This is a genomic window from Hamadaea sp. NPDC051192, from assembly GCF_040682475.1.
Classification (GTDB): Bacteria; Actinomycetota; Actinomycetes; order Mycobacteriales; family Micromonosporaceae; genus Hamadaea; species Hamadaea flava.
This window is the reverse complement of record NZ_JBFBAZ010000033.1, coordinates 47,892-71,780: the sequence shown is the minus strand read 5'-3', so window position 1 is coordinate 71,780 and position 23,889 is coordinate 47,892. Positions and strand designations below refer to the sequence as shown.

18 protein-coding genes, 1 tRNA gene, 1 pseudogene and 1 riboswitch are annotated in these 23,889 nt (G+C 69.0%); of the genes and pseudogenes, 14 read left to right on the top strand and 6 right to left on the bottom strand.

From position 1 onward, the window contains the following. Positions 1–268 precede the first annotated feature (268 nt). Positions 269–351, bottom strand: a tRNA-Leu gene (locus AB0M47_RS16835). 239 nt (positions 352–590) lie between these two features. Between AB0M47_RS16835 and AB0M47_RS16830 the strand changes: the two genes are divergently transcribed. From AB0M47_RS16830 to pknB, 7 genes and pseudogenes are all read left to right on the top strand, one after another. Beyond that, a complete protein-coding gene (locus tag AB0M47_RS16830) occupies positions 591–1,346 on the top strand; it encodes a DUF3662 and FHA domain-containing protein (protein WP_363413937.1) in 756 nt (251 codons plus the stop codon). Positions 1,347–1,351: 5 nt separating this feature from the next. Beyond that, complete coding sequence (locus AB0M47_RS16825; protein WP_363413934.1) at positions 1,352–1,837, top strand: FHA domain-containing protein; 486 nt, start codon at positions 1,352–1,354, stop codon at positions 1,835–1,837. Further along, positions 1,834–3,198: a PP2C family serine/threonine-protein phosphatase gene (locus AB0M47_RS16820; protein ID WP_363413931.1), complete on the top strand. Its 1,365-nt coding sequence runs from the start codon at positions 1,834–1,836 to the stop codon at positions 3,196–3,198. The genes AB0M47_RS16825 and AB0M47_RS16820 overlap by 4 nt, the downstream gene beginning before the upstream one ends. 124 nt (positions 3,199–3,322) lie before the next feature. Beyond that, a pseudogene (locus tag AB0M47_RS16815) lies at positions 3,323–4,621 on the top strand (FtsW/RodA/SpoVE family cell cycle protein); the annotation flags it as partial. 308 nt (positions 4,622–4,929) lie between these two features. After that, complete coding sequence (locus AB0M47_RS16810; RefSeq protein ID WP_363413928.1) at positions 4,930–6,432, top strand: penicillin-binding protein 2; 1,503 nt, start codon at positions 4,930–4,932, stop codon at positions 6,430–6,432. Continuing rightward, the gene (locus AB0M47_RS16805) at positions 6,432–7,841 is read left to right on the top strand and encodes a protein kinase (protein WP_363413925.1); all 1,410 of its coding nucleotides are present in this window, start codon (positions 6,432–6,434) and stop codon (positions 7,839–7,841) included. The genes AB0M47_RS16810 and AB0M47_RS16805 overlap by 1 nt, the downstream gene beginning before the upstream one ends. Then, positions 7,838–9,541 (top strand): Stk1 family PASTA domain-containing Ser/Thr kinase, encoded by a 1,704-nt coding sequence (gene pknB / locus AB0M47_RS16800; RefSeq protein ID WP_363413922.1) that lies wholly within the window; start codon positions 7,838–7,840, stop codon positions 9,539–9,541. The genes AB0M47_RS16805 and pknB overlap by 4 nt, the downstream gene beginning before the upstream one ends. Before the next feature lie 14 nt (positions 9,542–9,555). On the opposite strand, the gene AB0M47_RS16795 is transcribed toward pknB, so the two are convergent. From AB0M47_RS16795 to AB0M47_RS16780, 4 genes are all read right to left on the bottom strand, one after another. Then, positions 9,556–10,218, bottom strand: coding sequence for an aminodeoxychorismate/anthranilate synthase component II (locus AB0M47_RS16795; protein ID WP_363413920.1), 663 nt, complete (start codon positions 10,216–10,218; stop codon positions 9,556–9,558). A 2-nt stretch (positions 10,219–10,220) separates the two neighbouring features. After that, positions 10,221–10,490, bottom strand: a complete 270-nt coding sequence (locus tag AB0M47_RS16790; RefSeq protein ID WP_363413917.1) for a hypothetical protein — start codon at positions 10,488–10,490, stop codon at positions 10,221–10,223. 6 nt (positions 10,491–10,496) lie between these two features. After that, a complete protein-coding gene (locus AB0M47_RS16785; protein ID WP_363413914.1) occupies positions 10,497–11,525 on the bottom strand; it encodes a class E sortase in 1,029 nt (342 codons plus the stop codon). A 569-nt stretch (positions 11,526–12,094) separates the two neighbouring features. After that, positions 12,095–12,904 carry a DUF881 domain-containing protein gene (locus AB0M47_RS16780; RefSeq protein WP_363413911.1) on the bottom strand — a complete coding sequence of 270 codons (810 nt, stop codon included), beginning with the start codon at positions 12,902–12,904 and terminating at the stop codon, positions 12,095–12,097. Positions 12,905–13,043: 139 nt separating this feature from the next. Here AB0M47_RS16780 and AB0M47_RS16775 point away from each other — a divergent pair, with 139 nt between their 5' ends. Then, positions 13,044–13,307: a cell division protein CrgA gene (locus tag AB0M47_RS16775; protein ID WP_253759298.1), complete on the top strand. Its 264-nt coding sequence runs from the start codon at positions 13,044–13,046 to the stop codon at positions 13,305–13,307. 68 nt (positions 13,308–13,375) lie between these two features. Here AB0M47_RS16775 and AB0M47_RS16770 read toward each other — a convergent pair whose 3' ends face one another. Beyond that, entirely contained in the window at positions 13,376–15,994 is a 2,619-nt protein-coding gene (locus AB0M47_RS16770) for a M4 family metallopeptidase (protein ID WP_363413907.1), read from the bottom strand. Between the two features lie 201 nt (positions 15,995–16,195). Here AB0M47_RS16770 and AB0M47_RS16765 point away from each other — a divergent pair, with 201 nt between their 5' ends. The 6 genes from AB0M47_RS16765 to AB0M47_RS16740 all read left to right on the top strand — a co-directional run bounded on the left by AB0M47_RS16765 (position 16,196) and on the right by AB0M47_RS16740 (position 23,863). Beyond that, a complete protein-coding gene (locus AB0M47_RS16765) occupies positions 16,196–18,331 on the top strand; it encodes a (Fe-S)-binding protein (RefSeq protein ID WP_363413905.1) in 2,136 nt (711 codons plus the stop codon). Between the two features lie 21 nt (positions 18,332–18,352). Continuing rightward, positions 18,353–19,675, top strand: coding sequence for a hemolysin family protein (locus AB0M47_RS16760; RefSeq protein WP_363413946.1), 1,323 nt, complete (start codon positions 18,353–18,355; stop codon positions 19,673–19,675). After that, positions 19,672–20,676: a hemolysin family protein gene (locus AB0M47_RS16755; RefSeq protein WP_363413902.1), complete on the top strand. Its 1,005-nt coding sequence runs from the start codon at positions 19,672–19,674 to the stop codon at positions 20,674–20,676. The genes AB0M47_RS16760 and AB0M47_RS16755 overlap by 4 nt, the downstream gene beginning before the upstream one ends. A 116-nt stretch (positions 20,677–20,792) precedes the next feature. Beyond that, the gene (locus tag AB0M47_RS16750) at positions 20,793–21,770 is read left to right on the top strand and encodes an NlpC/P60 family protein (RefSeq protein ID WP_363413899.1); all 978 of its coding nucleotides are present in this window, start codon (positions 20,793–20,795) and stop codon (positions 21,768–21,770) included. 36 nt (positions 21,771–21,806) lie between these two features. Next, positions 21,807–22,577 (top strand): LamG-like jellyroll fold domain-containing protein, encoded by a 771-nt coding sequence (locus AB0M47_RS16745; RefSeq protein WP_363413896.1) that lies wholly within the window; start codon positions 21,807–21,809, stop codon positions 22,575–22,577. Positions 22,578–22,686: 109 nt separating this feature from the next. Further along, positions 22,687–22,837: riboswitch (cyclic di-AMP (ydaO/yuaA leader) on the top strand. 33 nt (positions 22,838–22,870) lie between these two features. Next, complete coding sequence (locus AB0M47_RS16740; protein WP_253759309.1) at positions 22,871–23,863, top strand: C40 family peptidase; 993 nt, start codon at positions 22,871–22,873, stop codon at positions 23,861–23,863. Positions 23,864–23,889 lie beyond the last annotated feature (26 nt).

Genomic DNA, 23,889 nt, shown 5'->3' with positions numbered 1-23,889 from the left:
TGCAGTCCCAGTTGGGCGAAGTGGCGGGCGGCCTCGGACCCGATCAATCCGGCCGAGCCGGTAACCAGCGCAACACTCACCGTTAATACTCCTGGCCTGCGTCTTCGGGGCACGGGGACACCGGACAGCATAGCCGCGGAGCAGGTGCGGGCAACCGGCCGGGATTCATCGACGAAGTCCCGGAGGAGGTACAGCTGTCGGGTTGCCGACCCGGCGTCCTGGCATACAGTAAGGGCGCCGAGCCGCAGCTCGACGCCCTTACTAGCGGTGGGGAAGGAGGGAGTTGAACCCTCACGCCCTTTCGGGCACACGGACCTGAACCGTGCGCGTCTGCCATTCCGCCACTTCCCCGGAAGTGAACAGCCGGCACAGCTTACGCTATGCATGCTGTCACCGCCAACCAGGTTGCTTCAACAGCAGAACCAACGGCGAGAATTCACCGTTTGGGCCTGGTAGCGGCGCGGGGAGAAGATTAGCACGACGATCTCGGGCGGCCGAATCGGCCGGTCGGTGAGGCAGGGTGGATTGGGGCGCAGACGTGACGGGTGGCGGGCGGATAGCATCATGTCCTCGGAACCCGAGGAGGACCGGTGAGCGTGCTGCAACGCTTTGAGAAGAGGCTGGAAGGCCTGGTGGAGGGCGCCTTCGCGAAGGTGTTCAAGGGTGTCGTCCATCCCGTGGAGATCCTGAACGCCATGCAGCGGGAGGCCGAAGCCCACAAGGCGATCCTTGCGGGCGGCCGCACGCTGGTGCCCAATCGCTATGTGATCGATCTCTCGCCTTACGATCACAGCCGCCTGGCGCCGTACGCGGCTGCCCTGGCGCAAGAGCTGGCGCAGTCGCAGGCCGAGTTCATCGGAGAACAGGCCTGGACCGTCTACGGCGACGTGATCGTGGAGATCGAGCGCGGCGACGGGCTCGACACCGGAATGTTCCGGGTGACCGCGGAAGTCTTCACCGGCGCCGAGCCGGGTGGCGGCTACGCCGAACCCGCCTACGAGGCGCCGCCGCCGGCGTACCAGGGCTACGACCAGGGTGGCTACGGCCAACCGCCGGCCGGGGCGCGGAACGTGCGGCTGGTCTCGGCGGACGGCCGGACCTACCCGGTCGCGATCGGCTCGACCGTGATCGGCCGGGGCGATCAGGCGAACCTGCGCCTGCCCGACGTCGGGATCTCGCGCCGGCACGCCCGGATCGACTACGACGGCGGTCAGGTAGTCCTGACCGACCTCGGGTCCACGAACGGCACGATGGTCAACGGCCAGCGCATCTCGGCCGTGGCTCTCAACCCGGGTGACATGGTTCAAATCGGCACGACCACGCTGACCTTCCGCGTGGACGGCTAGCGGCCGTGCCGGAATTCGTTCTCGCCGCCGCCCGGTTCGGCTTCCTCATCCTGCTGTGGATCTTCGTGTTCACGGTGGTGGGCGTCATCCGCCGGGATCTCTTCGCCGGGGCGCGTGCGTCCCGGCTCGTCGCTGCGCCCCGCGGGGTGGGCGCGGCGGCGGCGGGACCGTCCCGACCGGCCAAGGTCAAAAAGGGCCGGGCCGCGCATCAGTTGGTGGTGACGGCGGGCGCCCTCGCGGGCACCCGTCTCACGCTGGGCGAGTCGCAGATCACGATCGGACGGGCCGAGGATTCCACGCTCGTCATCACCGACGACTACGCCTCCGCCCGGCATGCCCGGCTGGTTCCGCGGAACGGTCAGTGGTTCATCGAAGATCTAGGCTCGACAAACGGCACTTATCTGGACCGGAACAAGGTGACCAGTCCTACCCCCGTACCCCTTGGCGTGCCGATCCGGATCGGCCGCACTGCCCTCGAGTTGCGACCATGACCCTCACCCTGCGCTACGCGGCCCGCAGTGACCGCGGCCTGATCCGAGACGGCAACCAGGATTCCGTCTACGCCGGGCCGCGGCTGCTCGCCGTCGCCGACGGCATGGGCGGCATGGCCGCCGGTGACGTCGCGAGCAACATCGTCATCGGAGCGATGGCCCCGCTCGACGAGGACGTCCCGGGCGATGCCCTGGTAGACGCCCTCCGCGGCGCCGTCGAAGCCGCCAATCAGCAGCTTCGCGACACGGTCGACGCCAATCCCCACCTGGAGGGGATGGGCACGACGCTCACCGCGATGCTCTTCACCGGTACCAAGATCGGCCTCGTCCACATCGGCGACTCGCGGGCGTACTTGTTGCGCGACAACGAGTTCGCGCAGATCACCAAGGACGACACCTACGTGCAGATGCTGGTCGACGAGGGCCGCATCTCCGCCGAGGAGGCCAGCAGCCATCCGCAGCGCTCCCTATTGACCCGGGCCATGGACGGCCGGGACGTCGAGCCGGAGTACTCGGTGCGGCAGGTCCTGCCGGGCGACCGCTATCTGATCTGCTCGGACGGCCTGTCCGGCGTGGTCAGCGCGGAGACCATCGGCGAGACCATGCGCGAGTACGTCGACCCGTCCCAGTGTGTCGATCGGCTCATCGCGCTCGCGCTGCGCGGCGGCGGCCCCGACAACATCACCGTGATCGTCGCCGACGCCCACGACGAGGACATCGTCGAGGACGTGCCGGTGGTCGGCGGTGCGGCGGCCCGGGACCGCGGGAACGAGAGCTCCGGCGGCGAGTCGACGCCGGCCGCTCGGGCGGCCTCGCTGACCGCTGCCAACGCGGCACCCCGTCCAGCCGCCCCGGCGGAGGCGCAGAACTCCTCGGACGAGGACAACCGGCCCCGCCGGCGTCCCTGGCTGACCGTCGGGATCCTGGTGGTGCTGGTCGGCATCCTCGGCGGGCTGTTGTACGCGGGATGGCACTACACCCAGTCGCAGTTCTACGTCGGCGTCACCGAGGACGGCTACGTCGCCGTCTTCAAGGGCGTACCGGGGTCGATCGCGGGGCTGAGCCTGTCCGAGGTCGACACCGAGAGCCAGGTCAAGGTCGACGCGCTGACCCAGGTCGCACAGGACCGCGTACGCAAGGGCATCGCCGCCGCGACCGAGACCGAGGCCCAGCAGATTCTGGTCGGTCTGACCAGCGACAGCCCGACGAACCCCAACCTGCTGCCGAGCTGTACGCCGTCCGCCACCGCCTCGGCGACCGCGTCGGCCGTGCCGACCACGGGTGCGACCTCCACTGCGGCGGCCACCACTTCCCCCTCTTCGAACGACGGCGCGCTGAGTCCGGCCCCCTGCCGCTCGTAGAAACTCCCACCGTGAGGATGCTGTGACCGCTGCCGCCGTCTCCCCGCCCGTCGCCGCGCCCCCGGCGGCGGGGAAGCGTGCGCGCCGGGCCCGCCGCACCGAGCTGATCCTGCTGGTCCTCGGCATGATCGTCGTGGTCGGTTATCTGGCCGCGGCCGAGGCGAACCTCCTCGACACGATCACGCCGGACTTCTGGGCGCCGGCGGGCATCCTGGGCGTGATCTACGCCGCGATGCACGTCGTCATCCGCGTGCGGGCGCCGTACGCCGATCCGGTGATCCTGCCGGTGGTGGCGACCCTCAACGGCCTCGGCGTGGTCTTCCTGCGGCGGCTGGACCTCGGCCGGGCGAAGACGGGCGAGCGGGCCGACTTGTCGATCTTCGCCGGCGAGGGCGGCCGGCAGCTGCTTTGGACGGCCATCGCGGTCGCCATGGCGGCGGCGCTGCTCTGGTTCCTCACCGACCACCGGACGATCTCCCGGTACGCCTGGACGCTCGGCTTCGTCGGCATCATCCTGATGATGCTCCCGGCCATCCTGCCGAGGCGGTTCTCCGAGGTCAACGGGGCCAAGCTGTGGATCAAGCTGGGGTCGTTCTCGATCCAGCCCGGTGAGTTCGCCAAGCTGATGCTCGCCTCCTTCTTCGCGTACTACCTGGTACGCAAGCGAGAGGTCCTGGCGCTGGCCAGCAAGCGGGTGCTCGGGATCGACTTCCCCCGGGGCCGCGACCTGGGCCCGATCCTCGCGGTCTGGGTGCTCAGCCTGGTCGTCCTCGTCTTCGAGAAGGACCTCGGCACCGCACTGCTCTACTTCGGCCTGTTCATCGTGATGCTCTACATCGCGACCGAACGGGTCAGCTGGCTGCTCATCGGTCTGATCCTGTTCTTCGGCGGCGCCTTCCTCGCGTACTTCCTGGGCAAGGTCATCGGTGGTCCGTTCGCCAACTTCTACGACCGGGCCAACATCTGGCTCGACCCGTTCAGCGGGGACCGGCCCTACAACGAGGGCTATCAGCTGGTGCAGTCGCTGCTCGGGCTGGGCACCGGTGGCTTGTTCGGCACCGGTCCCGGCGCGGGGTCGCCCAGCCAGGTCCCGGAGGTCCGCAACGACTTCGTCTTCGCCGGGATGGGCGAGGAGATCGGGCTCATCGGGCTCACCGCGCTGCTGTGCCTCTACCTGCTGATCGTCGTCCGCGGTCTGAAGTCGGCGCTCGGCGTACGCGACTCCTTCGGCAAGCTACTCGCCGGTGGCCTGGCGTTCACCCTGGGTTTGCAGGTGTTCGTCATCGTCGGCGGGGTGAGCCGGCTGATCCCCCTCACCGGCCAGACCACGCCCTTCCTGTCCGCCGGTGGCTCCTCGCTGATGGCGAACTGGCTGCTCATCGCGATCTTGTTGCGGGTCTCCGACGCGGCCCGAGCGCCGCTCGGAGCGCCCGGCGGGATGATCCGGCCGCCGGTGGCGACGCCGGCGCCCGGCCGAGCGCCGGTCGGCACGGCCGCCGCTCCCGCCGGCGCGCTGCGACCTGCTCCGCCGGCCGGCCCGGGCCAGCAGCACCAGCCGACATACCCGCAGGGGCCGGGAACCCCGAGCGGCCCTCCGTCCGTCTCACCTGGCGTGCCCGCCCCGCTGCCCGGCACGGCCGAGCAGCCGATCATCGGCGGTGAGGCCGGTGACATCGACGCCGACGCCGAGACGGAAATGATCGACTCGCCGTCCCGCCCGAAGGAGAACCCGTGAACGCCCCACTACGCCGCGTCGGAGTGGTCGCGATGGTCCTCTTCGGCCTGCTGTTCGCGAACCTGAACTTCGTGCAGTGGCACAAGGCCAATGACTATCGGACCAGCCAGTACAACGGCCGGGTGCAGGTCGCCGAGTACGACCGGCAGCGCGGCGTGATCCAGGTCAGCGGCAAACCCGGAGCGCAGTCGATCACCACCGACGACAGCCTGAAGTTCCTCCGGCAGTACCCGTACAAGGCCGAGTTCGCCCACGTCATCGGCTACAAGCCGGTCAACGGCGAGGCGACCGGCATCGAGTACATCGAGAACGAGTTCCTCGCCGGGACGAGCGATCAGCTGTTCGCCGACCGGCTGCGCGACCTCTGGTCGAACGAGAAGACGCCCGGCGGCAACGTCGTGACCACGCTGTCGCTGCGCGCGCAGCAGACCGCGTACAAGGAGCTGCTGAACAACGCGAGCGACGCCAAGGTCGGCTCGGTGGTGGCCCTCGACCCCACCACCGGTGCGGTGCTCACCATGGTCTCCACGCCGAGCTATGACCCGAACCTGCTGGTCAGCCATGACACCAAGGCGGCCAACTCGGCGTACGACAAGCTCGCCGCCGACCCGAGCCAGCCGCTGCTGAACCGCGCGGTCAAGGAGACGTACGCGCCCGGCTCCATCTTCAAGGTGATCGACTCGGCCGCCGCTCTCGAACGCGGCTACACGATGAACACCTCGATCCCGGCGGGCTCCTCCTACACCGCGCCCGGCACGACCCACGCGATCAAGAACGCGGCGCCCTCGATCTGCCCGGAGGCGCAGGTCACCCTGATCGAGGCGCTGACGGAGTCGTGCAACACCGGCTTCGCCCAGTTGGGCGTGGCGCTCGGACCGCAGGCCCTCGCCGACACCGCCGAGTCCTTCGGCTTCGGTGACGACAGCCTGCGGGTCGGGCAACTCGGCAAGGACAACGGGATGCTGGTCGCCCCGAGTCAGGTGGGCAAGCTGACCACCGACAGCGGCGGCCCGGACCAGCCGATCATCGCCCAGTCGGCGATCGGCCAGGCCGACGTGCGGGTCACGCCGATGCAGGCGGCGCTCATGGCGGCGACCGTCGCCAACGGCGGGGTCCAGATGCGGCCGTATCTCGTCCAGCAGTTGCTCGGTCCGGACCTCACGCCGTACGACATCGCCTCGCCGCGGCAGCTGCGGACGGCCTGCACTCAGGGCGTCGCGCAGAGCCTCCAGGCGATGATGATCAGCGTCGTGGAGAACGGCACGGGCAGGAAGGCACAGATCGACGGCTACGTCGTCGGCGGTAAGACCGGCACGGCCCAGAACGCCGAAAATGCGAAGGACCACGGTTGGTTCATCGGCTTCGCGATGAAGGACGGCAAGCCCCTGGTGGCGGTGGCCGTGCTGCTGGCGAACGCCGGTTCGGGGGGTAGCGGCGAGGCCGCACGCATCGGCGGACAGGTCATGAAGGCCGTCATCGCCGACCGGGGAGGTAAGTGATGGTGTCCCCAGGGACGCTGCTGAGTGGGCGATACCGGCTCGACGAGCGGATCGCCACCGGCGGCATGGGCGACGTATGGCGGGGGACCGACGAAACACTCGGGCGCACCGTCGCGATCAAGATCCTGCTCCCGGCGCTCCTCGAAGAGCCCGGGTTCTCAGAGCGCTTCCGGTTGGAGGCGCGCACCATGGCAACGATCAACCACCCTGGCGTCGTCGACATCTATGACTACGGCAGCGATCAGCAGGTGGCCTATCTCGTGATGGAGTATGTGGAGGGAGACGCGCTCTCGCGTACTCTCGCGCGCGTCGGGCGGCTCACGCCCGCGCGCACCATGGCGCTCATCGCCCAGGCCGCGGAGGCCCTGGAAGCCGCGCACCTCAAGGGGATCGTCCATCGCGACGTCAAACCCGGCAATCTGCTGGTACGCGCGAACGGCACCCTCGTGCTCACCGACTTCGGCATCGCCCGCTCCGCGGTCGCCTCGCAGTTGACGGCGGCCGGCGCAGTGCTCGGCACGGCGTCGTACCTGGCGCCGGAGCAGGCGTCGGGGCAGACGGCGACGACGGCGTCCGACATCTACTCGCTCGGCGTCGTGGCGTACCAGTGCCTGTCGGGGCGGCGCCCGTTCGACGGGGACAACCCGATCGAGATCGCGATGAAGCACGTCCGGATGACGCCGCCCGCGTTGCCGCCCGACGTGCCGCCCGCCGTACGCGCGATCGTCGAACGCGCGATGGCGAAGGACCCGTCGGCTCGGTGGCCCAGCGCGGCGATCTTCGCGGCCGCATCGCGGCAGGCAGCTGCCGTCCTCAGCAGCGAACAGTCCGGCCGGGCGGCCTCGCCGAGCGCACCCGTGTCGCCGGTGCCCTATTCGCCCGCGCCGTCGTCGCCGGGTCGTCCGCCGGTTCGCCCCGTGACGGGCAGCCCGGTCGGGAGCGGCGTCGGCACCGGCGTGCCGCAACGCGTACCGGGGCAGCCGGGCCAGCCGATGCGACCGGCCGCCCGGGTCAGTGTTCCGGCAGGTCCGGCCCCTGTCTCGCCGTTGGGGGCCACCGGTGTCGCGACCGGTCCGCGCACGACTACGGGGTACGCTGCCCCTCAGGCCCCGAGTAGCGGGGGCTGGCGTACCTTTTGGATGATTTTGTTGGTTTTTCTGGCTATGGCTGCCATCGTGGCCATTGCCGCGTTCATCGGGTACACCGTCACCCGGAACACGACGGCGAGTGGTACGGCTCACACATCCACCGTCACGAACGTGACAAGACAGGCAAACATTTGGCAAGCTGACTCGGCCCGAGCAAATCTGGCCGAGACTTCGGCCGCGACCGCGGTGAGGGCGATCGCGACCGACACGGCAGGATCTCTGGTCCTGGCGCCGACGAGCGAAGGACGACGGACGAGATGACGCAGGCCCGGCTGCTGGGTGGCAGGTACCAGGTCGGCGAGCTGCTCGGCTACGGCGGCATGGCGGAAGTGCACCGCGGGCGCGATCTGCGCCTCGGCCGGGACGTCGCGATCAAGATGCTCCGCACCGACCTCGCCCGGGACAACACCTTCCAGATGCGCTTCCGGCGGGAGGCGCAGAACGCGGCCGCCCTGAACCACCCGGCGATCGTCGCCGTCTACGACACCGGCGAGGAGCGCGCGCCGACCGGCGAGGCCCTGCCCTACATCGTCATGGAGTTCGTGCCGGGCCGGACGCTCAAGGAGGTGCTCGCCGCCGAAGGGCGCCTGATGCCCCGCCGGGCGCTGGAGATCACCGGCGACATCTGCGCCGCCATCGAGTTCAGCCACCGGCACGGCATCATCCACCGCGACATCAAGCCCGGCAACGTCATGCTGACGCCGCAGGGCCAGGTCAAGGTGATGGACTTCGGCATCGCCCGCGCGCTGGCAAGCGGCGCGACGACGATGACGCAGACCTCGGCGGTCATCGGCACCGCGCAGTACCTGTCGCCGGAGCAGGCCCGCGGCGAAGCCGTCGACGCCCGATCCGACGTGTACGCCACCGGCTGCGTACTCTTCGAACTTCTCTGCGGGCATCCGCCGTTCGTCGGCGATTCGCCCGTCGCCGTGGCGTACCAGCATGTTCGTGAAGACCCGCCGCCGCCCTCGAACACCAACCGGGACGTGACGCCGGACATCGACGCGGTCGTCCTCAAGGCGCTGGCCAAAAATCCCGCGAACCGCTACCAGTCCGCCGCGGAGATGCGTGCGGACGTGCTGCGCGCGGCGAACGGGCGGCCGGTTCTCGCGACGCCCGTGATGCGCGAGGACGAGACCCTGCCGCTGAACGCCGCGACGCGCACGGGTGCGGCGCGCAACGGCGCCCGTGTCGGTACGCCCAAGCGCAAGAAGACGTCGGGCGCGCTCATCGCGTTGCTGTCGTTCCTCGGCGTTCTGGCCGTGATCGCCGTGACCGTCGGCCTCGTGCTGCTCAACCAGCCGACCAGGGTCGGCGTGCCGTCGGTCGTCGGCAAGACGTACGCCGAGGCGCAGTCCGAGCTGACCACGCTCGGCTTCAAGACGAGTCCGGGCGAACCGATCACCAGCGACACCTGTGACAAGGACAAGGTCGCGAACCAGACGCCGAAGGGCGGGCAGAAGGCCGACAAGGACTCGACGGTGACGCTCCAGGTCTGCACCGGGCCGGGCCAGGTCCAGGTGCCGAACCTGGACGGGCTCACCAAGACGGCTGCGGAGCAGTTGCTGACCCAGTTCGGTCTCAAGGCGGAGTTCAAGCCGGTCGACAGCGACAAGCCAGCGGACTCGGTGATCTCCTACAGCCCCGGCAAGGGCACGACCGTGGAGAAGAACTCCACGGTGACGGTGCAGATCTCCAGGGCCAACCGGGTCGCCGTGCCCGACGTCGTCGGCATGCGAGACACCGAGGCTTGCGCCAAGCTCAAGGAAGCCGGGCTCACCTGCCAGATCACCCAGGGCAAGGCAGTCTCCGATCCGAGCAAGGCCGACCTGGTGAGCAGCCAGAACATCAAGAAGGACACGATCGTCGAAAAGAACACGAAGGTCGTGATCCGGGTCGACTACCTCGAGGAGACCAACCCGACGGAGACCCCGTCGCCGGCCCCGACGACGACGGGCTGAGTCGAGGCCGTTTCTCAGGCCGCGAAGGCGGCCAGGCGACGCTCGTCGACCTCGGCCGCCAGCGCCTTCGCCGGTTCCAACGCGTCCCGGAAACCGCAGGCGGCGAGCCAGTTCGCCAGCATGAGATGGCCGCCCTCGGTGAGGACGGACTCGGGATGGAACTGGACGCCCTCGATCGGCAGCGTCCGGTGCCGCATGGCCATCACGACGCCACGGCCGCCGTCGGGGGCGACCGTCCATCCGGTCACCTCGATCTCGTCCGGCAGCGTGGACTCCAGGACAGCCAGCGAGTGGTAGCGCGTGGCGGTGAACGGCTCCGGCAACCCTTCGAGTACGCCCGCGTTCAAGTGCGTCACGAGCGAGGTCTTGCCGTGCAGGAGCTCCGGCGCGCGGTTCACCGTCGCCCCGAAGGCCGCGCCGAACGCCTGGTGACCGAGGCATACGCCGAAGATCGGCACGTCGCCGCCGCATTCACGGAGAACGTCGAGGCAGATCCCCGCACTCTCCGGCGCGCCGGGGCCGGGGGAGAGCAGGATGCCGTCCGCGCCGAGCCGGGCCGCCTCGGCGACGCTGATCTCGTCGTTGCGGCGTACGTCGCACTCGACGCCCAACTGGCCGAGGTACTGCACCAGGTTGTAGACGAACGAGTCGTAGTTGTCGATCACGAGAACGCGCATGGTCACCCCACCGTGCTCGGGGACGGAATCGAGGTCGCCGACGGACCGGCGGAATGCGTCGGCACCGGGTTGTTGGTCTCGGTGTCGTAGGGGATCACGTCCTGGCCCGGGACGATCTCGCCGACCTGGACGTCGTCGAAGGGCAGCAACGGCTCGGCCCAGGGGAACGCGAAGAACCACATCAGGGCGCACAGCCCGGCGACGGCGGCCACGCACGTCGAGAGCCGGACCCAGAGCGGTCCTGGCAGGTGTCGCCAGATCCACGCGTACATCTCTGCTCAGCCCTTCAGTTCCGCGGGCGGGCCGTCGGCCCGGGGCCGCTCGGATCCGTCGACCAGGGCGGCGTGAATGATCAGCCGCTGGTAATTGTCCCACTTGGGGTTACAGGTGGTCAGGGTCAGGAATCGGTCCAGGGACACGGTCGGATTCCCTGGCGTCACCTTGTCGTTGGTCGCCTTGGCGGCCGCCTTGACCTCGGGCGGGTTCGGCGAGACCACCTCGACCTGGGTCGGTTTGACGATCCGGGTCTTCACCACCGCGTAGACGTACCAGGTTGTTCGGGTCTCGACGACGATCTTGTCGCCGACCTGCAGTTTGTCCAAGTCCCAGAAGACCGAGCGCATCCGGTGTCCGGCCATGGAGAAGTTGCCGTCCTGGCCCGGCATCGCGCTCTTCGGGTAGTGGCCGGGCGCGTACCGGATGTCGGCCGGGCTGACGCCCTGGACGACGACCCAGTGCTTGTCGAGCCGGGGGATGTACAGCCGGGCGATCGCGTCGCCGGGCGGTGCGGCCAGCGTATTCGTGGCCGGGCTACTGCTCGGCGAGCTGGTCGGGGTGTCCCAGGCCTGGGCCAGCTGCTGATTGAGGTCGTTCTGGTGGGAGTCGACGATCGCCGCCTTGCCCCACACCTCGTACGCCGCGAAGAGAAGCAGCACGAGGCCACAGGTGATGAGCAGCTCACCCGTCGTCCGCAGGGTGGTCCGGATCACCGATCCGACGGTGACCCGGGTGTAATCGGCGTACGCGGAGGCGTAGACGTCCTTGCGGCGAACGGCGCGGATGGGCGCTCCGGAGTCGTCCCGGTCACGGGCCGGCTTGTCGGCGTCGTCGGAGTCGGCCGGGGCCACGTCGGGGATCTTGCCGATCAGCGACGTCTCGTCGACGCGCGGGATGATCGTGGTGGCGTCGGCGGCCGGAATACGCGGAATCGTGGTCGTCGCGTCGTCCGCGACTGGCTGGCCGCTCACCGGCTGGCTGCTGACTGGCTGTCCGCTCACCGGCTGACCGCTGACCGGCTGGCTGCTCACCGGCTGACCGCTGACCGGCTGGCCGCTTACTGGAGCGGCGCTCACTGGCATCGGACCTGGTGGCGGCGGGCTCGCCGGAGCGGGCCTCGGCGGCATCGCTGCGGCCGGCGGCACGACAGGCAGAACTGTCGTCGCATCCGCCGCTTCCGGCCGACCCGCTGGCACTGGACCCGGCGCTGGCCGGCCCGGGCTCATGGGCTGTGCCGGGCTCACTGGAGGTGCCGGACTCGCCGGTTGCGCTGAGCTCGCGGGCTGTGGTGGGCTCACCGGCTGCGGCGGGCCGGCCAGCGGCGCCCACGGGCTGACTGGCTGTCCAGGGCTGACTGGCTGACCTGGGCTGACTGGCTGACCTGGGCTGACCGGCTGACCTGGGCTCACTGGCTGACCTGGGCTGACCGGCTGAGCCGGTCGCGTCGGCTGCCCAGGGCTTACCGGTTGCCCGGGGTTCACCGGGTGCTCGGCGCTTACCGGTTGCCCGGGGCTCACCGGCTGCGCTGGATCGACGGACTCCCCGGTGATCCGCGGGATGATCGTCGTCTCGTCGTTGGAATCGGGGGCGCGGTGCCGGCTCATCGGGCCACCTCGGCGTGGGTGAGATCGGTGGACCCCGTGTACGCGGGTGCGACGATCTCCGATTCGGAGACGACCTGGTAGCCCAGCCCGTAGTCGCGGACGGCGTCCTGGAAGGCGCGTACGCCAGGCTCGGCGTCGAGAGCGGCGCGGAGCCGGCTCGGGTCGCCGATGGCCTTGATGACGAAGGGCGGGGAGTAGACCTGGCCCTCCAGCAGGATGGTGTTCCCGACGCAGCGGACCGCGCTCGTCGAGATGATGCGTACGCCCATGATCGTCATCGCCTCCGCGCCGCCGGCCCACAGTGCGTTGACCACGGACTGGACGTCTTGCTGGTGGACGACCAGGTCGTCGTTGGTGGCCCCGTCCGGGCGGCTGTTGCCGGCACTGGCCGGCGCGTCGTTGAGGCGGACGGTGAGGCCGGGACCTTTGAGCGCGGTCAGCCCGGCCGCCCGGCGGCGGGCCTCGGCCTGTGCGCGCGCCTGCGCGATGGGGGTGTCCGAGCCGGCCAGATTGCCGGTCAAGTCATCGACCTCGGTACGCAGTCGCGAGGCGGTCGCTTGTTCCTCAGCGATTCGCGCCTGTTGTTCGGTGATCACCTGAGCCATTTGCGGTCGGCGATCTTCCCGGAGGTCGGTCCCGGAGGCGATGTTCGCGCTGGTGGTGAACAACACCCCCGCCGCGACCATGATCGCGGGTACGCCGACAGACCAGCCGAGGGACCTCCCGGCACGGCGGCGAGGCCGTAGGATACCCACTGCTCGCCCAACCGCCCGACGCCACGACGAGGAGCCGGATGTGTACTCCACCACTCCCCCTTCTCGTCATGGCGTGTCGATGTGACTACGCTAGCTGTTGAACATTATTCAGGCCGGTCCGCGCCGTCATCCTCCGGTGCGGTGACCCGGTCCCGGAATTCGGGTCAAACCAGCCCCAGGGAGAACTACGGTGCCGAAGTCGCAGGTCCGCAAGAAGAAGGTCTACACGCCGCCGACCGACGTGCGGCCCACCGCTGCGATGGCCGACAAGCGGCCGAGCCCGATCTGGCTGCCGATCACCGCAGTGACGCTGATTGTTCTGGGTATCGCCTGGCTCGTCGTCTACTACCTCTCGCAGGGGGAGTATCCCGTACTGAGCTGGAACTACTGGAACATCGCGGTCGGTTTCGGGGCGATGGTCGTCGCGCTCGGCCTGCTCTCCAAGTGGCGTTGATCCGGTCATAGTCACGAAAAGGCCCCACAGCGCTGCTGTGGGGCCTTTTCTTTCCGCTGTCTGGTCTGCTACTTGCGGGCCAGCTTCGGCGGGCAACCCTTGCTCGGGACGGAGAAGATCGGGTAGGCCGACTTCTGGCACGAGAGCGGGGTGTACGGGGCGATCGCCAGCACAACCCAGTCCCCGGCGACGCCGGTGTTCGTCACAGCGCGAACCTTGATGGTCTGCGCCGCGGCGGGTGCGGTCGTGGTCACCGTGAAGCCGGTCTGCGTACCCGGGACCGAGGTCGGTCCACCCGTCAGCGCCGGCGTGTACTCGACCGACCAGTGGTCCAGCGACTGCCCAGCCGGCAGGTACGCCGCGGCCAGCGTGCTGACGACGACGTTCGTTCCGTCGTAGTACGCGTACCCGGTGGGCGCGGACGGCCGCGCGGCACACGTGTACGCCCGGAAGTCGTCGAGATACCAGTCGTACGAGTTCGTGTTACCGGCGTTGACCGCCAGGACGAAGCGGAGCCGCACCGACTTTCCGGCCCAGCTCGTGAGGTCGAGCCGGACGTCGGAGTACCCCTTCGTCTGGGCGAGCTGAGCGGGTCCGACCGCGGCGGGCAACGCGGCCCAAGCGCCGCCGTCGACGCTGGCCTGGACCCTCGTCGAGGCGCCGGTGCTGGCGTCGAGCGTGGCCTGCTGGAAGTGCACATAGGTGTTGCCCGTCGCCGGAACCGTGATGGATTTCGGCATCGTCGCGGTCGTGCCGTTCCCGGTCGTGCTCGGAGTCCAGCCGTTCAGCGAGCCGGTGCCGACCGCGGCGTACTGGTACCGGGCCACGTCCGACGGGATGTTCAGCCAGTTGTAGGTGTTGCTGACCGGCCAGGTGCCCGGCTTCTCGAAGCCGTCGTAGTAGATCGTGTCGATGGGCTGGGCTGCCGACGTGGGGCACAGGGCGACCTTGGTGAGGCCCGCTGCCGCCTGGTTCCGCATGCCGGTCTGGCTGATCACGGGCTCGAGGTTGGCGCAGTCGGTCGAGGTGAAGCCGAAGTGGCCGACGAGCTGCGTACAGGCGGAGGTGAGCGCCGTCGCCAGCGTTCCGTAGTCCGCGGCGGACGGCAGCAGGTGCATGACTCGCCACCACAGCTGCGCCGACTTCGCGTTGCCGATGCCGTTCGGCCCGGCGGCGATCAGGTAGGCCGCGTAGTTCGCGACGCCCGAGTTGTAGTGCACGCCGCCGCTGTCGGCCTCGCCAGTGAACCAGTACCCGTCGCCGACCGACTGCGGCTGCCCGTACGCCCAGGGGTTGTTCATGCTGCGCAGCGTCCCGATCGAGCTGGGGAGGTCCTCGCCGAGCTGCCACTTCAGGCTCGGGTTGGCCTCGTTCACCGCGGTGTACTGCTGGTCGACGAACTCGCCCATGATGTCCGAGAGCGCCTCGTTGATGGCGCCCGACTGGTACGCGTACAGCAGGTGCGAGGAGTACTCGGTCACCCCGTGCGTGTACTCGTGGGCGACCACGTCGTCGGTGGCGAACCCGTCGCCGAAGACGAACTGGGTGCCTTCCCAGAAGGCGTTCTGGAACGGGCACTGAGCCACGTCACAGACCCGGACGGTGGCCTGCAGCTGGGCGCCGCGGCCGTCGAACGAGTCGACGCCGAAGTTCGCCTTGTAGAAGTCGTAGGTCGCGCCGAGCATGTCGTACACCTTGTTGACCTCGGCGACGGTGCTGACCGCAGCGCCCTCCTTGCGCGTGGTGCTCTTCGCGCCCAGGGCGGTCGACGGCGTGCAGCGGTAAGCCGCCGCGTTGTCGGTGTCCACCTTCGTCCCGGCGAGGTCGCAGACGATCCGGTTGCGGGCGCTCTGCCGGTCCGACATGGTCAGCCGCGCGGTGCCGTCGAGCGCGTCCACGAGCACCGTCGCGACGTCGCCGCCGTCGGTGGCCGTGATCGCGACCTGCCAGGTCGGGCGCAGGCTCGCGGCGCCCGGTGCGCCGATCAGCGTCGGGTCGTACAGCGCCAGCTTCGGCTGGCCGGCCTTCAAGGTCGAGGCCGGTACGCCGGTCTCCGTGGCGGCTGCGGTCAGTGCCGTCGTCGCCGCGGCCGCGGCCGGAACGGTCGCCTTGGTGCTGACCGGGGAGAGCCCGGACGTCTCGGCGATCGCCGACCGGACCTGCTTGCCGTGGCTGGTCACCACGACCTGGCCGCCCAGGATCGGCAGTCCGCCGGCCGTCTGCTGGTAGCGGTTGACCGTGTCGCCGCCGGGCAGCGCCGCCGTCTGCGTCTTGCTCAGCGAATGCGCGTCGGTGAGACCGAAGGCGGCCGCGTACCGGACGGTGAACGCGTCCGCTCCGCCAGTGGTCAGTGACTTTCCGGTGGCCGCGGTGGCGGCCGTGACCGCTCCGTCGGCGGCGACGACGACGGTGTTCTTCCCGCTTCCGGACGTACGCAGTTCCCGGATGCCGGCCGAGGCCGACATCGATCCCTTGGGCGGCGTCTGGCTGCGCTGGCCGCCGGTCGAGGTGTTCGAAGTGGTCGAGGTAGCGGTGCTCTCCGCAGCGGCGGAATCGCCGGTGCTGCCGTTCGCGGGGGCGGGCGACGAAGTCGCGACGGGGGCGTCGTCTGGGACGGCGCTCGCCACGGCGACCCCGGCCAACGCCACGCCCGCGGCGAGGAGCGCCACGCGGGTGCGTGATCTCAAGGCTGGTCCTACCAGAGGGGTGAGGGAGAGGATTCCGCCAGAGTCTAAGTGTGCGATTCAACCCGCGCTGCCCCGCCGACGCCCACTGCACGTGCGGTCCTCGTAGTCTGACCGTACGCTGTGGCGTAGTAGACGTTACTGGCGGGTAACCAAGACGGTAGGCTGAGCGGCACTGGAGCCGAGCAGAACGAGGAGTGGTGCATGGGCGGCGTGCAGATCGTCACCACGATCGGGGCTTTCGCGATCACCGCGGTCGCGGTCTTCCTGGTCGTACGCGCGGTGCGCAGCATGCTGGCGGTGATCCGGCTGGGCCAGCCCGACCCGACGCGTACGGGGAACAAGGGTGAGCGCCTCAAGGTGATGCTCGCCGAGACCGTGGGTCACACCCGGATGCTGAAGTGGACCGCGGTCGGTGTCGCGCACTGGTTCGTCATGGTCGGCTTCATCCTGCTCTCCTCGCTCGTGCTCGAGGCGTACTGGGAGGTCGTCACACCGACCGGCGAACTGCCGATCATCGGCCACTGGGGCGTGTTCGGCGTGGTCACCGAGTGGGTGGGCGTCCTCGGCATCCCGGCGATCCTCTACCTGATGGCGATCCGGCTGATGAACCGGCCCAACCGGCCCGGCCGCCGCTCCCGGTTCGCGGGCTCCACGATGTGGCAGGGCTACTTCGTCGAGTGGGTCGTCCTGCTGGTCCTGGTGATGGGCATGCTCATCCGGGGATTCAAGGCCGCCAACGGCCACCTGCCCTACCCGGTCTGGGCGGCTCCGGTCAGCCACGGCCTCGGCGAGATCCTGCCGGCCAGCGCCGCGGCCGTGTCGATCATCGCCATGATCAAGATCGCCGTCTCGATGATCTGGGTCATCGTCATCAGCCTGAACCTCACGATGGGTGTGGCCTGGCACCGGTTCGCCGCGTTCTTCAACATCTTCTTCAAGCGCAGCGGCACCGAGCGCCCGGCCCTCGGCGCGCTCAAGCCGATGGTCGACAGCACCGGCCAACCGCTGAACTTCGAGGAGGCGGATCCGGAGAAGGACCTCTTCGGCGTCGCCCAGGTCGAGCAGTTCACCTGGAAGGGCCTGCTCGACTTCACCACGTGTACGGAGTGCGGCCGCTGCCAGTCGCAGTGCCCGGCCTGGAACACCGCCAAGCCGCTGTCGCCGAAGCTGCTCATCACGAGCCTCCGCGATCACGCGTACGCCAAAGCTCCGTATCTGCTCGCCGACGAGAGCCACCGAGACCTCGACGTCCTCGCCCTCGCCCGGGCGGAGAGCGAGCGTCCGCTGATCGGCGGCGCCGACCTCAACGGCGTGATCGACCCGGACGTGCTGTGGTCGTGCACCACCTGCGGGGCGTGCGTCGAGCAGTGCCCGGTCGACATCGAGCACGTCGACCACATCGTCGACATGCGCCGCTACCAGGTCATGATCGAGTCCAGCTTCCCGGCCGAGGCCGGTGTGATGCTGCGCAACCTCGAGAACAAGGGCAACCCGTGGGGCGCCCCGCCGAACACCCGCGAGGACTGGACCAAGGGGCTGGACTTCGCGGTGCCCCGGGTCGCGGAGGGCGCTGAGTTCGAGTACCTGTTCTGGGTGGGCTGCGCGGGCGCGTTCGAGGACAAGGCCAAGAAGACCACCCGCGCCGTGGCGACCTTGCTGAACGAGGCCGGTGTCCAGTTCGCCATCCTCGGCAACAACGAGACCTGTACCGGTGACCCGGCCCGCCGGATCGGCAACGAGTTCGTCTACCAGATGCTCGCCCAGCAGAACGTCGAGACGCTCAAGGAAGCCGGCGTCCTGAAGATCGTGGCGACCTGCCCGCACTGCTTCAACGCCATCGGCAACGAGTACAAGCAGCTCGGCCTGGAGGTCGAGGTCGTGCACCACACCGAGCTGCTGGCCCACCTCGTCAAGACGGGCAAGCTCACCCCGGTCCGCCCGGTCGACGGCGGCCTGACCTACCACGACCCGTGCTACCTCGGCCGGCACAACCGCGTCTTCACCCCGCCCCGCGAGGTGCTCGGCGCGGCCCTCGGCGAGCAGCCCATCCGCGAGATGCAGCGCACCATGGAGCGCTCGTTCTGCTGCGGTGCCGGCGGCGCGCGGATGTGGATGGAGGAGCGGATCGGCAAGCGGATCAACGTGGAGCGGACCGAGGAGGCCGTCGCCACCGGCGCGGCCACCATCGCGGTGGGCTGCCCGTTCTGCTCGACGATGATCACCGACGGGGTGAACACCGTCGGCTCGGGGGAGAAGGTCGAGGTCGTCGACGTCGCCACCGTGCTGCTGCGATCGATCAAGCCGGAGGCGACTGCGGCACCGGCGGCCGCCGAGTAGCCGGCTTGTAAGATCCACGTCATCGACGGTCTACTGCTCACGGTCCTGCTGCCACTGGTGCTCTTCGTGCTCCTGACAGCGGGCAACGCCTTCTTCGTGGCGGCGGAGTTCTCGCTGGTCACGGTGGACCGGGCGGAGATCGACGAGCTTGCCGAGTCTGGCGACAAGCGCGCCCGCACGGTCCGCCGTGCGCTGCGCGCCTTGAGCTTCCAGCTCTCCGGGGCGCAGCTCGGCATCACGATCACCGCGCTGCTCACGGGTTACATCGCGCAGCCGGCCTTCGACGTGCTGCTCTCCGGCCTCGGCCTGGGTCAGGCGGTCAACCATGCGATCGCGCTGACCTTGGCCACCCTGCTGTCGATGCTCTTCGGCGAACTCGTCCCGAAGAACGCGGCGCTGGCCAGGCCGATGCCGTTGGCGTTGCGGACCTCCGGACCGCTGCGCGTCTTCTCGCGTACCTTCACGTGGCTCATCGCGGTTCTGAACGGCAGCGCGAACTGGCTGGTCCGCCGGTTGGGGGTCGAGCCACAGGAGGAGCTGGCCAGCGCGCGGTCGCCCGAGGAGCTGGGCCTGCTCGCGGCGATCTCCGCGCGGGCGGGCGCGTTGCCCTCGGACACCGCGCTGGTCCTCCAGCGCACGGTGCGGTTCGGCGAGAAGCGGGCGGCCGAGGCGATGACCCCCCGCGTGGACGTCGTCGGGCTGACCGCGACCGACACGGTGGCCGACCTGATCACGACCTCGATCGAGACCGGGCACAGCCGGTTCCCGGTCTACGAGCAGACGCTGGACCAGGTCACCGGAGTGGTGGAGCTGACCGACGCCCTCGCGGTTCCGCCCCACCGCCGCGCGGTGACCAGCGTGAACGCCGTCGCGCGCGAGCCTGTGCTCGTCCCCGAGTCGCTCGACCTCGACGGAGTGTGGGAAGCGCTCAACGCCGCCCGCGCGGAACTCGCGATCGTCGTCGACGAGTACGGCGGCACCGACGGCGTGGTCACCCTGGAGGACCTGGTCGAGGAGATGGTCGGCGAGATCGCCGACGAACACGACACCGACTGGGTCGACGTCGAGCTGACGGCTCCGGCCGACGCGCGCGAGCACCTGGTCGACGGGGTGCTCCGGGAGGACGAGCTGCGCGAGCAGACCGGCTTCCGGCTGCCTGAGGGCCCCTACGAGACGCTCGCGGGCTTCCTCATGGCCCGGCTCGGGCACATCCCGAGCGTCGGCGAGTCGGTACGCGAGAACGGCTGGGAGTTCACCGTCGTGGAGACCGACCGCCATCGGGTGGAGCAGGTACGCGTCGTCCGCCCCGAACCCGGGGACGACCGCGAGGACGATGCGGCGTGACCGGGATCGTGATCATGCTCGTGTTGCTGCTCGGCAACGGGTTCTTCGTCGGCGCCGAGTTCGCCCTGATCGCCTCGCGGCGTACCGTGCTGGAGCCGAAGGCGACGACCTCCCGGCGTGCCCGGTGGGCGTTGACCGCGATGGGCCAGATCCCGCTGATGATCGCGGGCGCGCAGCTCGGCATCCAGATCTGCTCGATCCTGCTCGGCGCGATCGCCGAACCGGCCATCGCGCACCTGCTCGAAGCGCCGTTCGAGCTGGTCAATCTGCCGGAGCAGCTGGTGCATCCGGTGTCCTTCGTGATCGCGCTGGCGATCGTCGTCTACCTGCACACGGTGCTCGGCGAGATGGTGCCGAAGAACATCACGCTGGCCGGGCCGGAGGCGTCCGTGGTCTGGCTCGGGCCGCCGATGCTGCTCTTCTGCACGGTGACCAAGCCGCTGCTGCTGGTCATGAAGTGGCTGTCCCGGCGCGTCCTCAAACTCTGGCGGATCGACGCGGTGGACTCGGTGAAGTCGGTCTTCACCGCCGAGGAGCTGGCCGGCCTGGTCACCCAGGCCCGCTCGGAAGGCCTGCTCGATCCGGAGCAGCACGCGCGGATCTCCGGCGCGCTGGCGATGCATCAGCGTACGGCGGCCGACGCGTTGCGTCCGTGGACCGAGGTCGACCTGGTCACCGACGACACGTCGCCCGCCTCGCTGGAAGTGCTCGCCACCCGGACCGGCCGGTCCCGATTCCCGGTCGTGCAGCGGCTCAACCGCCGCGTGCTCGGGTTCGTCCACATCAAGGACGTGATCGGGATGAGCGGGGCGGCCCGGCGGGCGCCCATCCCGCCCGACGTGATCCGGCCGCTCGCCGTCGTGCCGCCCGAGCGCAGTCTCGCCGAGCTGTTGCTCGCGATGCGCCGCGAACGCCGCCACATGGTGCTGGTCAGCGACGGTCAGCGACCGCTCGGCGTGGTCACCCTGGACGACGTGCTGGCGGCGGTTTCCGGTCGCTGACCGGCTCCCAGCAGTCTTCGAGCGAAGTTGACCGCGAGTAAACAGGCGTGAGCAGGGTGAAGTTTCCGCACCGACGCCTTGCGTACGCCGAACGCCCGCCCCTAGGGTGATGAGCTGTGCCTCACCCCCGCACTCTCTACCGTGGACTCATCACGGCCCTTGGCGTGTTGCTGATCGGACTGGTCCCCTCGACCGTCTACGCCGCGCCCAGCGTGGCCGAGATCGAGAAGCAGATCAACGAGGCCTGGGAGAAGCTCGAACCGGCGATCGAGCAGTACAACAAGGTCCACAACGAGCTGACCAAGAACCAGAAGAAGGCTCGGGACCTGCAGAAGAAGATCGCCCCGCTGAGCCTCCAGGTGTCGGTCTCGCTCGGCCAGGTCGCCGACATGGCGAGCGCCTACTACATGACCGGGCCGGCTTCGCGGCTGACGGGACTGTTGAACGCGAAGTCGCCGGACCAGTTCCTCGACCAGCTCACGACGCTGGAGCAGATTTCGCAGACGCAGCAGCTGGCGATCGCGGGGGTCGCGGCGCAGCGTGACGTCTACGACGGGCAGAAGTCCCAGCTCGATCAGCTCATCGCCACGCTCGGCCAGCAGGACGCGGCGTTGGCGGCGCAGAAGAAGTCCATCCAGGCTGAGATGGATCGGCTGCAGAAGCTGCGCATCCAGGCGTACGGGTCGTCGTCGGTCGGCGGCAGCCTCCGGATCGGGGTGTGCCCGCCGGTGCTGCCGGGCGGCGCACGGGCCACCGCGGTGAAGAAGGCCTGCGCGCTCATCGGTAAGCCGTACGTGTGGGGCTCGGAAGGGCCGAACTCTTACGACTGCTCGGGTCTGACCAAGGCGGCGTGGGCGGCGGCCGGCAAGAGCCTGGAGCACTACACCGGGGCGCAGTGGAACGAGTCTCATTACGTGAGCCGTGCCAACCTACAACCCGGTGACCTGGTGTTCTTCTATTCCGATCATCATCATGTCGGCATATACGTCGGTAACGGGCTCATGGTCCACGCCCCGCACAGCGGTGACTACGTGCGAATGGCGTACATATCGAATATGCCGATCAGCCCGAGCGGGACTCGTTCCGTGCTTTAACGGACAATTGTGCCGAAAATCGGCACAATTGTCCCAATGAAGCGTTTCCGTCTCCTGCTGGGCAGCGGAGCCGGCCTGCTGGCCGTGCTTGTCGCGACTGCCCCGGCCCCCGCCAGCCCGACGGCCGCCCCCCGAACCCCCGATCAGCGGCGAGCCGCCGGCGAGGCCGTCACTCTCCGGTACGCCTTCGACGCCGGTCTGGCCGATCCGATCTGGGACGCCGACCGGACCCTGCGGGTGCACCCGGTCGGCGTGATGGGCGGCGTCCTGACCGCCAAGGCCCGGGCCGGCACGGTGGCGGTCGGATTTCCGCCGGCCTGTTTGGGGGACGAGGCCGAATGCCCCCGGGTCATCCTGGAGAGCGACCCGGCGCCGTGGCTGAATCCGGCTCAGGCCGACGTCTCGTGGGGCGCGCAGGTGCTGCTGGATCCGCGGAACACCAGCGACGGCGAGAACGTCGTGCAGAAGGGCTTCTCGACCCAGGGCACGCAGTACAAACTCCAAGTGGATCACTTCGGCGGCCTGCCGAGCTGTGTCGTCGCCGGGATGGTCGTCGGCGTCAACCGCATCTACGTCGCGCAGTGGCGTCGCACCGTCGCCGACGGCGCCTGGCATCGCCTGGATTGCGTACGCCGAAGCACCAGACTGGCGTTGTTCGTAGACGGTGAATTGCGGGCGAGTACCGCGATTCCCGCACAATTGTCTATTGTGAACTCCGATCCGCTCCGGTTGGGCGGCAAGGGGATCGGGCCCTGGAACGACCAATTTCACGGTTTGCTGGACGATGTCTACGTCACGGTCGGTTAGACAATTGACTACGCATTGAAGTCCGTGCTAGCCCCGGGTTGCGGTTCGATAACGCACGACTTTAGAGTCATCGAGGCGCAGGAAGTCGGTCGGCCATCCGGGGCGGCCCCTCGCGCCGCCGCCGAACCGCGACATCCGTCGCGGACCGGGGACCCAGGTTAGTGAGGCCACCGAGCCTCAGGGGGTGAATCCGCGTCAGCGGTAGCGCATCTTCCAGCGCGAACCCGTCAGCTAACCCGGTAGGCGGTGAGAGCGACCCGAACGCTCTCAGTGGAAGAGGAGACCCACCTAAGGTGGCCAGCCAATCCACCCGCAAGAAACGTGCCCTGATCACGCTCGTGCTCTCCGCCGTCGCCACGATGGGGATGTTGCTCAGCAGCGAGGCCGTCCGGGCGGACCCGTCGGTCAGCGCGCTGGAACAGCAGATCGACGACGCCTGGAACAAGCTCGAGCCCGTGCTGGAGCAGCACAACGACACCAAGGAAAAGCTCACCGCCGAGCGCAAGCGCCTCGAAGGCCTGAAGAAGCAGCTCGATCCGCTGGAGCTGGAGCTGCACGTCGCGACCGCGCGCGTCGGCGAGTTCGCCGCCTACCTGTACACCGGCGGCAGCACGACCGAGCTGAACGCCCTGCTCTCGGCCAAGTCCCCGACCGACGTCACGGACCAGCTGGTGCTGCTCGACCAGTTCTCCCGCATCCAGCAGGACAAACTGTCGGATGTCATCGCCAAGCGCGATGACCTGACGGCCAAGAAGAAGCCGATCGACGACAAGATCACCGCGCTGGCCGAGGCCGAGAAGAAGCTCAACGACCAGGCCAAGACGCTCAACGGCCAGATCAAGACGCTGCAGGACCAGGTCCAGAAGTTGTACGCGACCACGGGCGGTCTGGGCTCGCTGCGTCCCGCGCCGTGCCCGTCGACCTACCCGGGCGGCAAGGCGGCCACGGCCGTCCAGTACGCCTGTCGCCAGATCAGCAAGCCCTACGTCTGGGGCGCCGACGGACCCGGTTCGTTCGACTGCTCGGGCCTGACGATGGCGGCGTGGAAGGCGGCCGGCATCTCCCTGCCGCACAACGCGAAGTCGCAGTGGAACTCGGTGCAGCACGTGTCGCGCGCGAACCTGCGCATCGGCGACCTCGTCTTCTACTACTCCGACATCCACCATGTCGGGATGTTCGTCGGCAACGGCTGGATCGTGCATGCGTCCAGAGCCGGCGTACCGATCATGATGCGGAAGATCGACGCCGCACCGATCTACGGCTACGGCCGGCCCTACGGCAGCTGACTTCCCCGTAGGGGTCCGCGAATCCG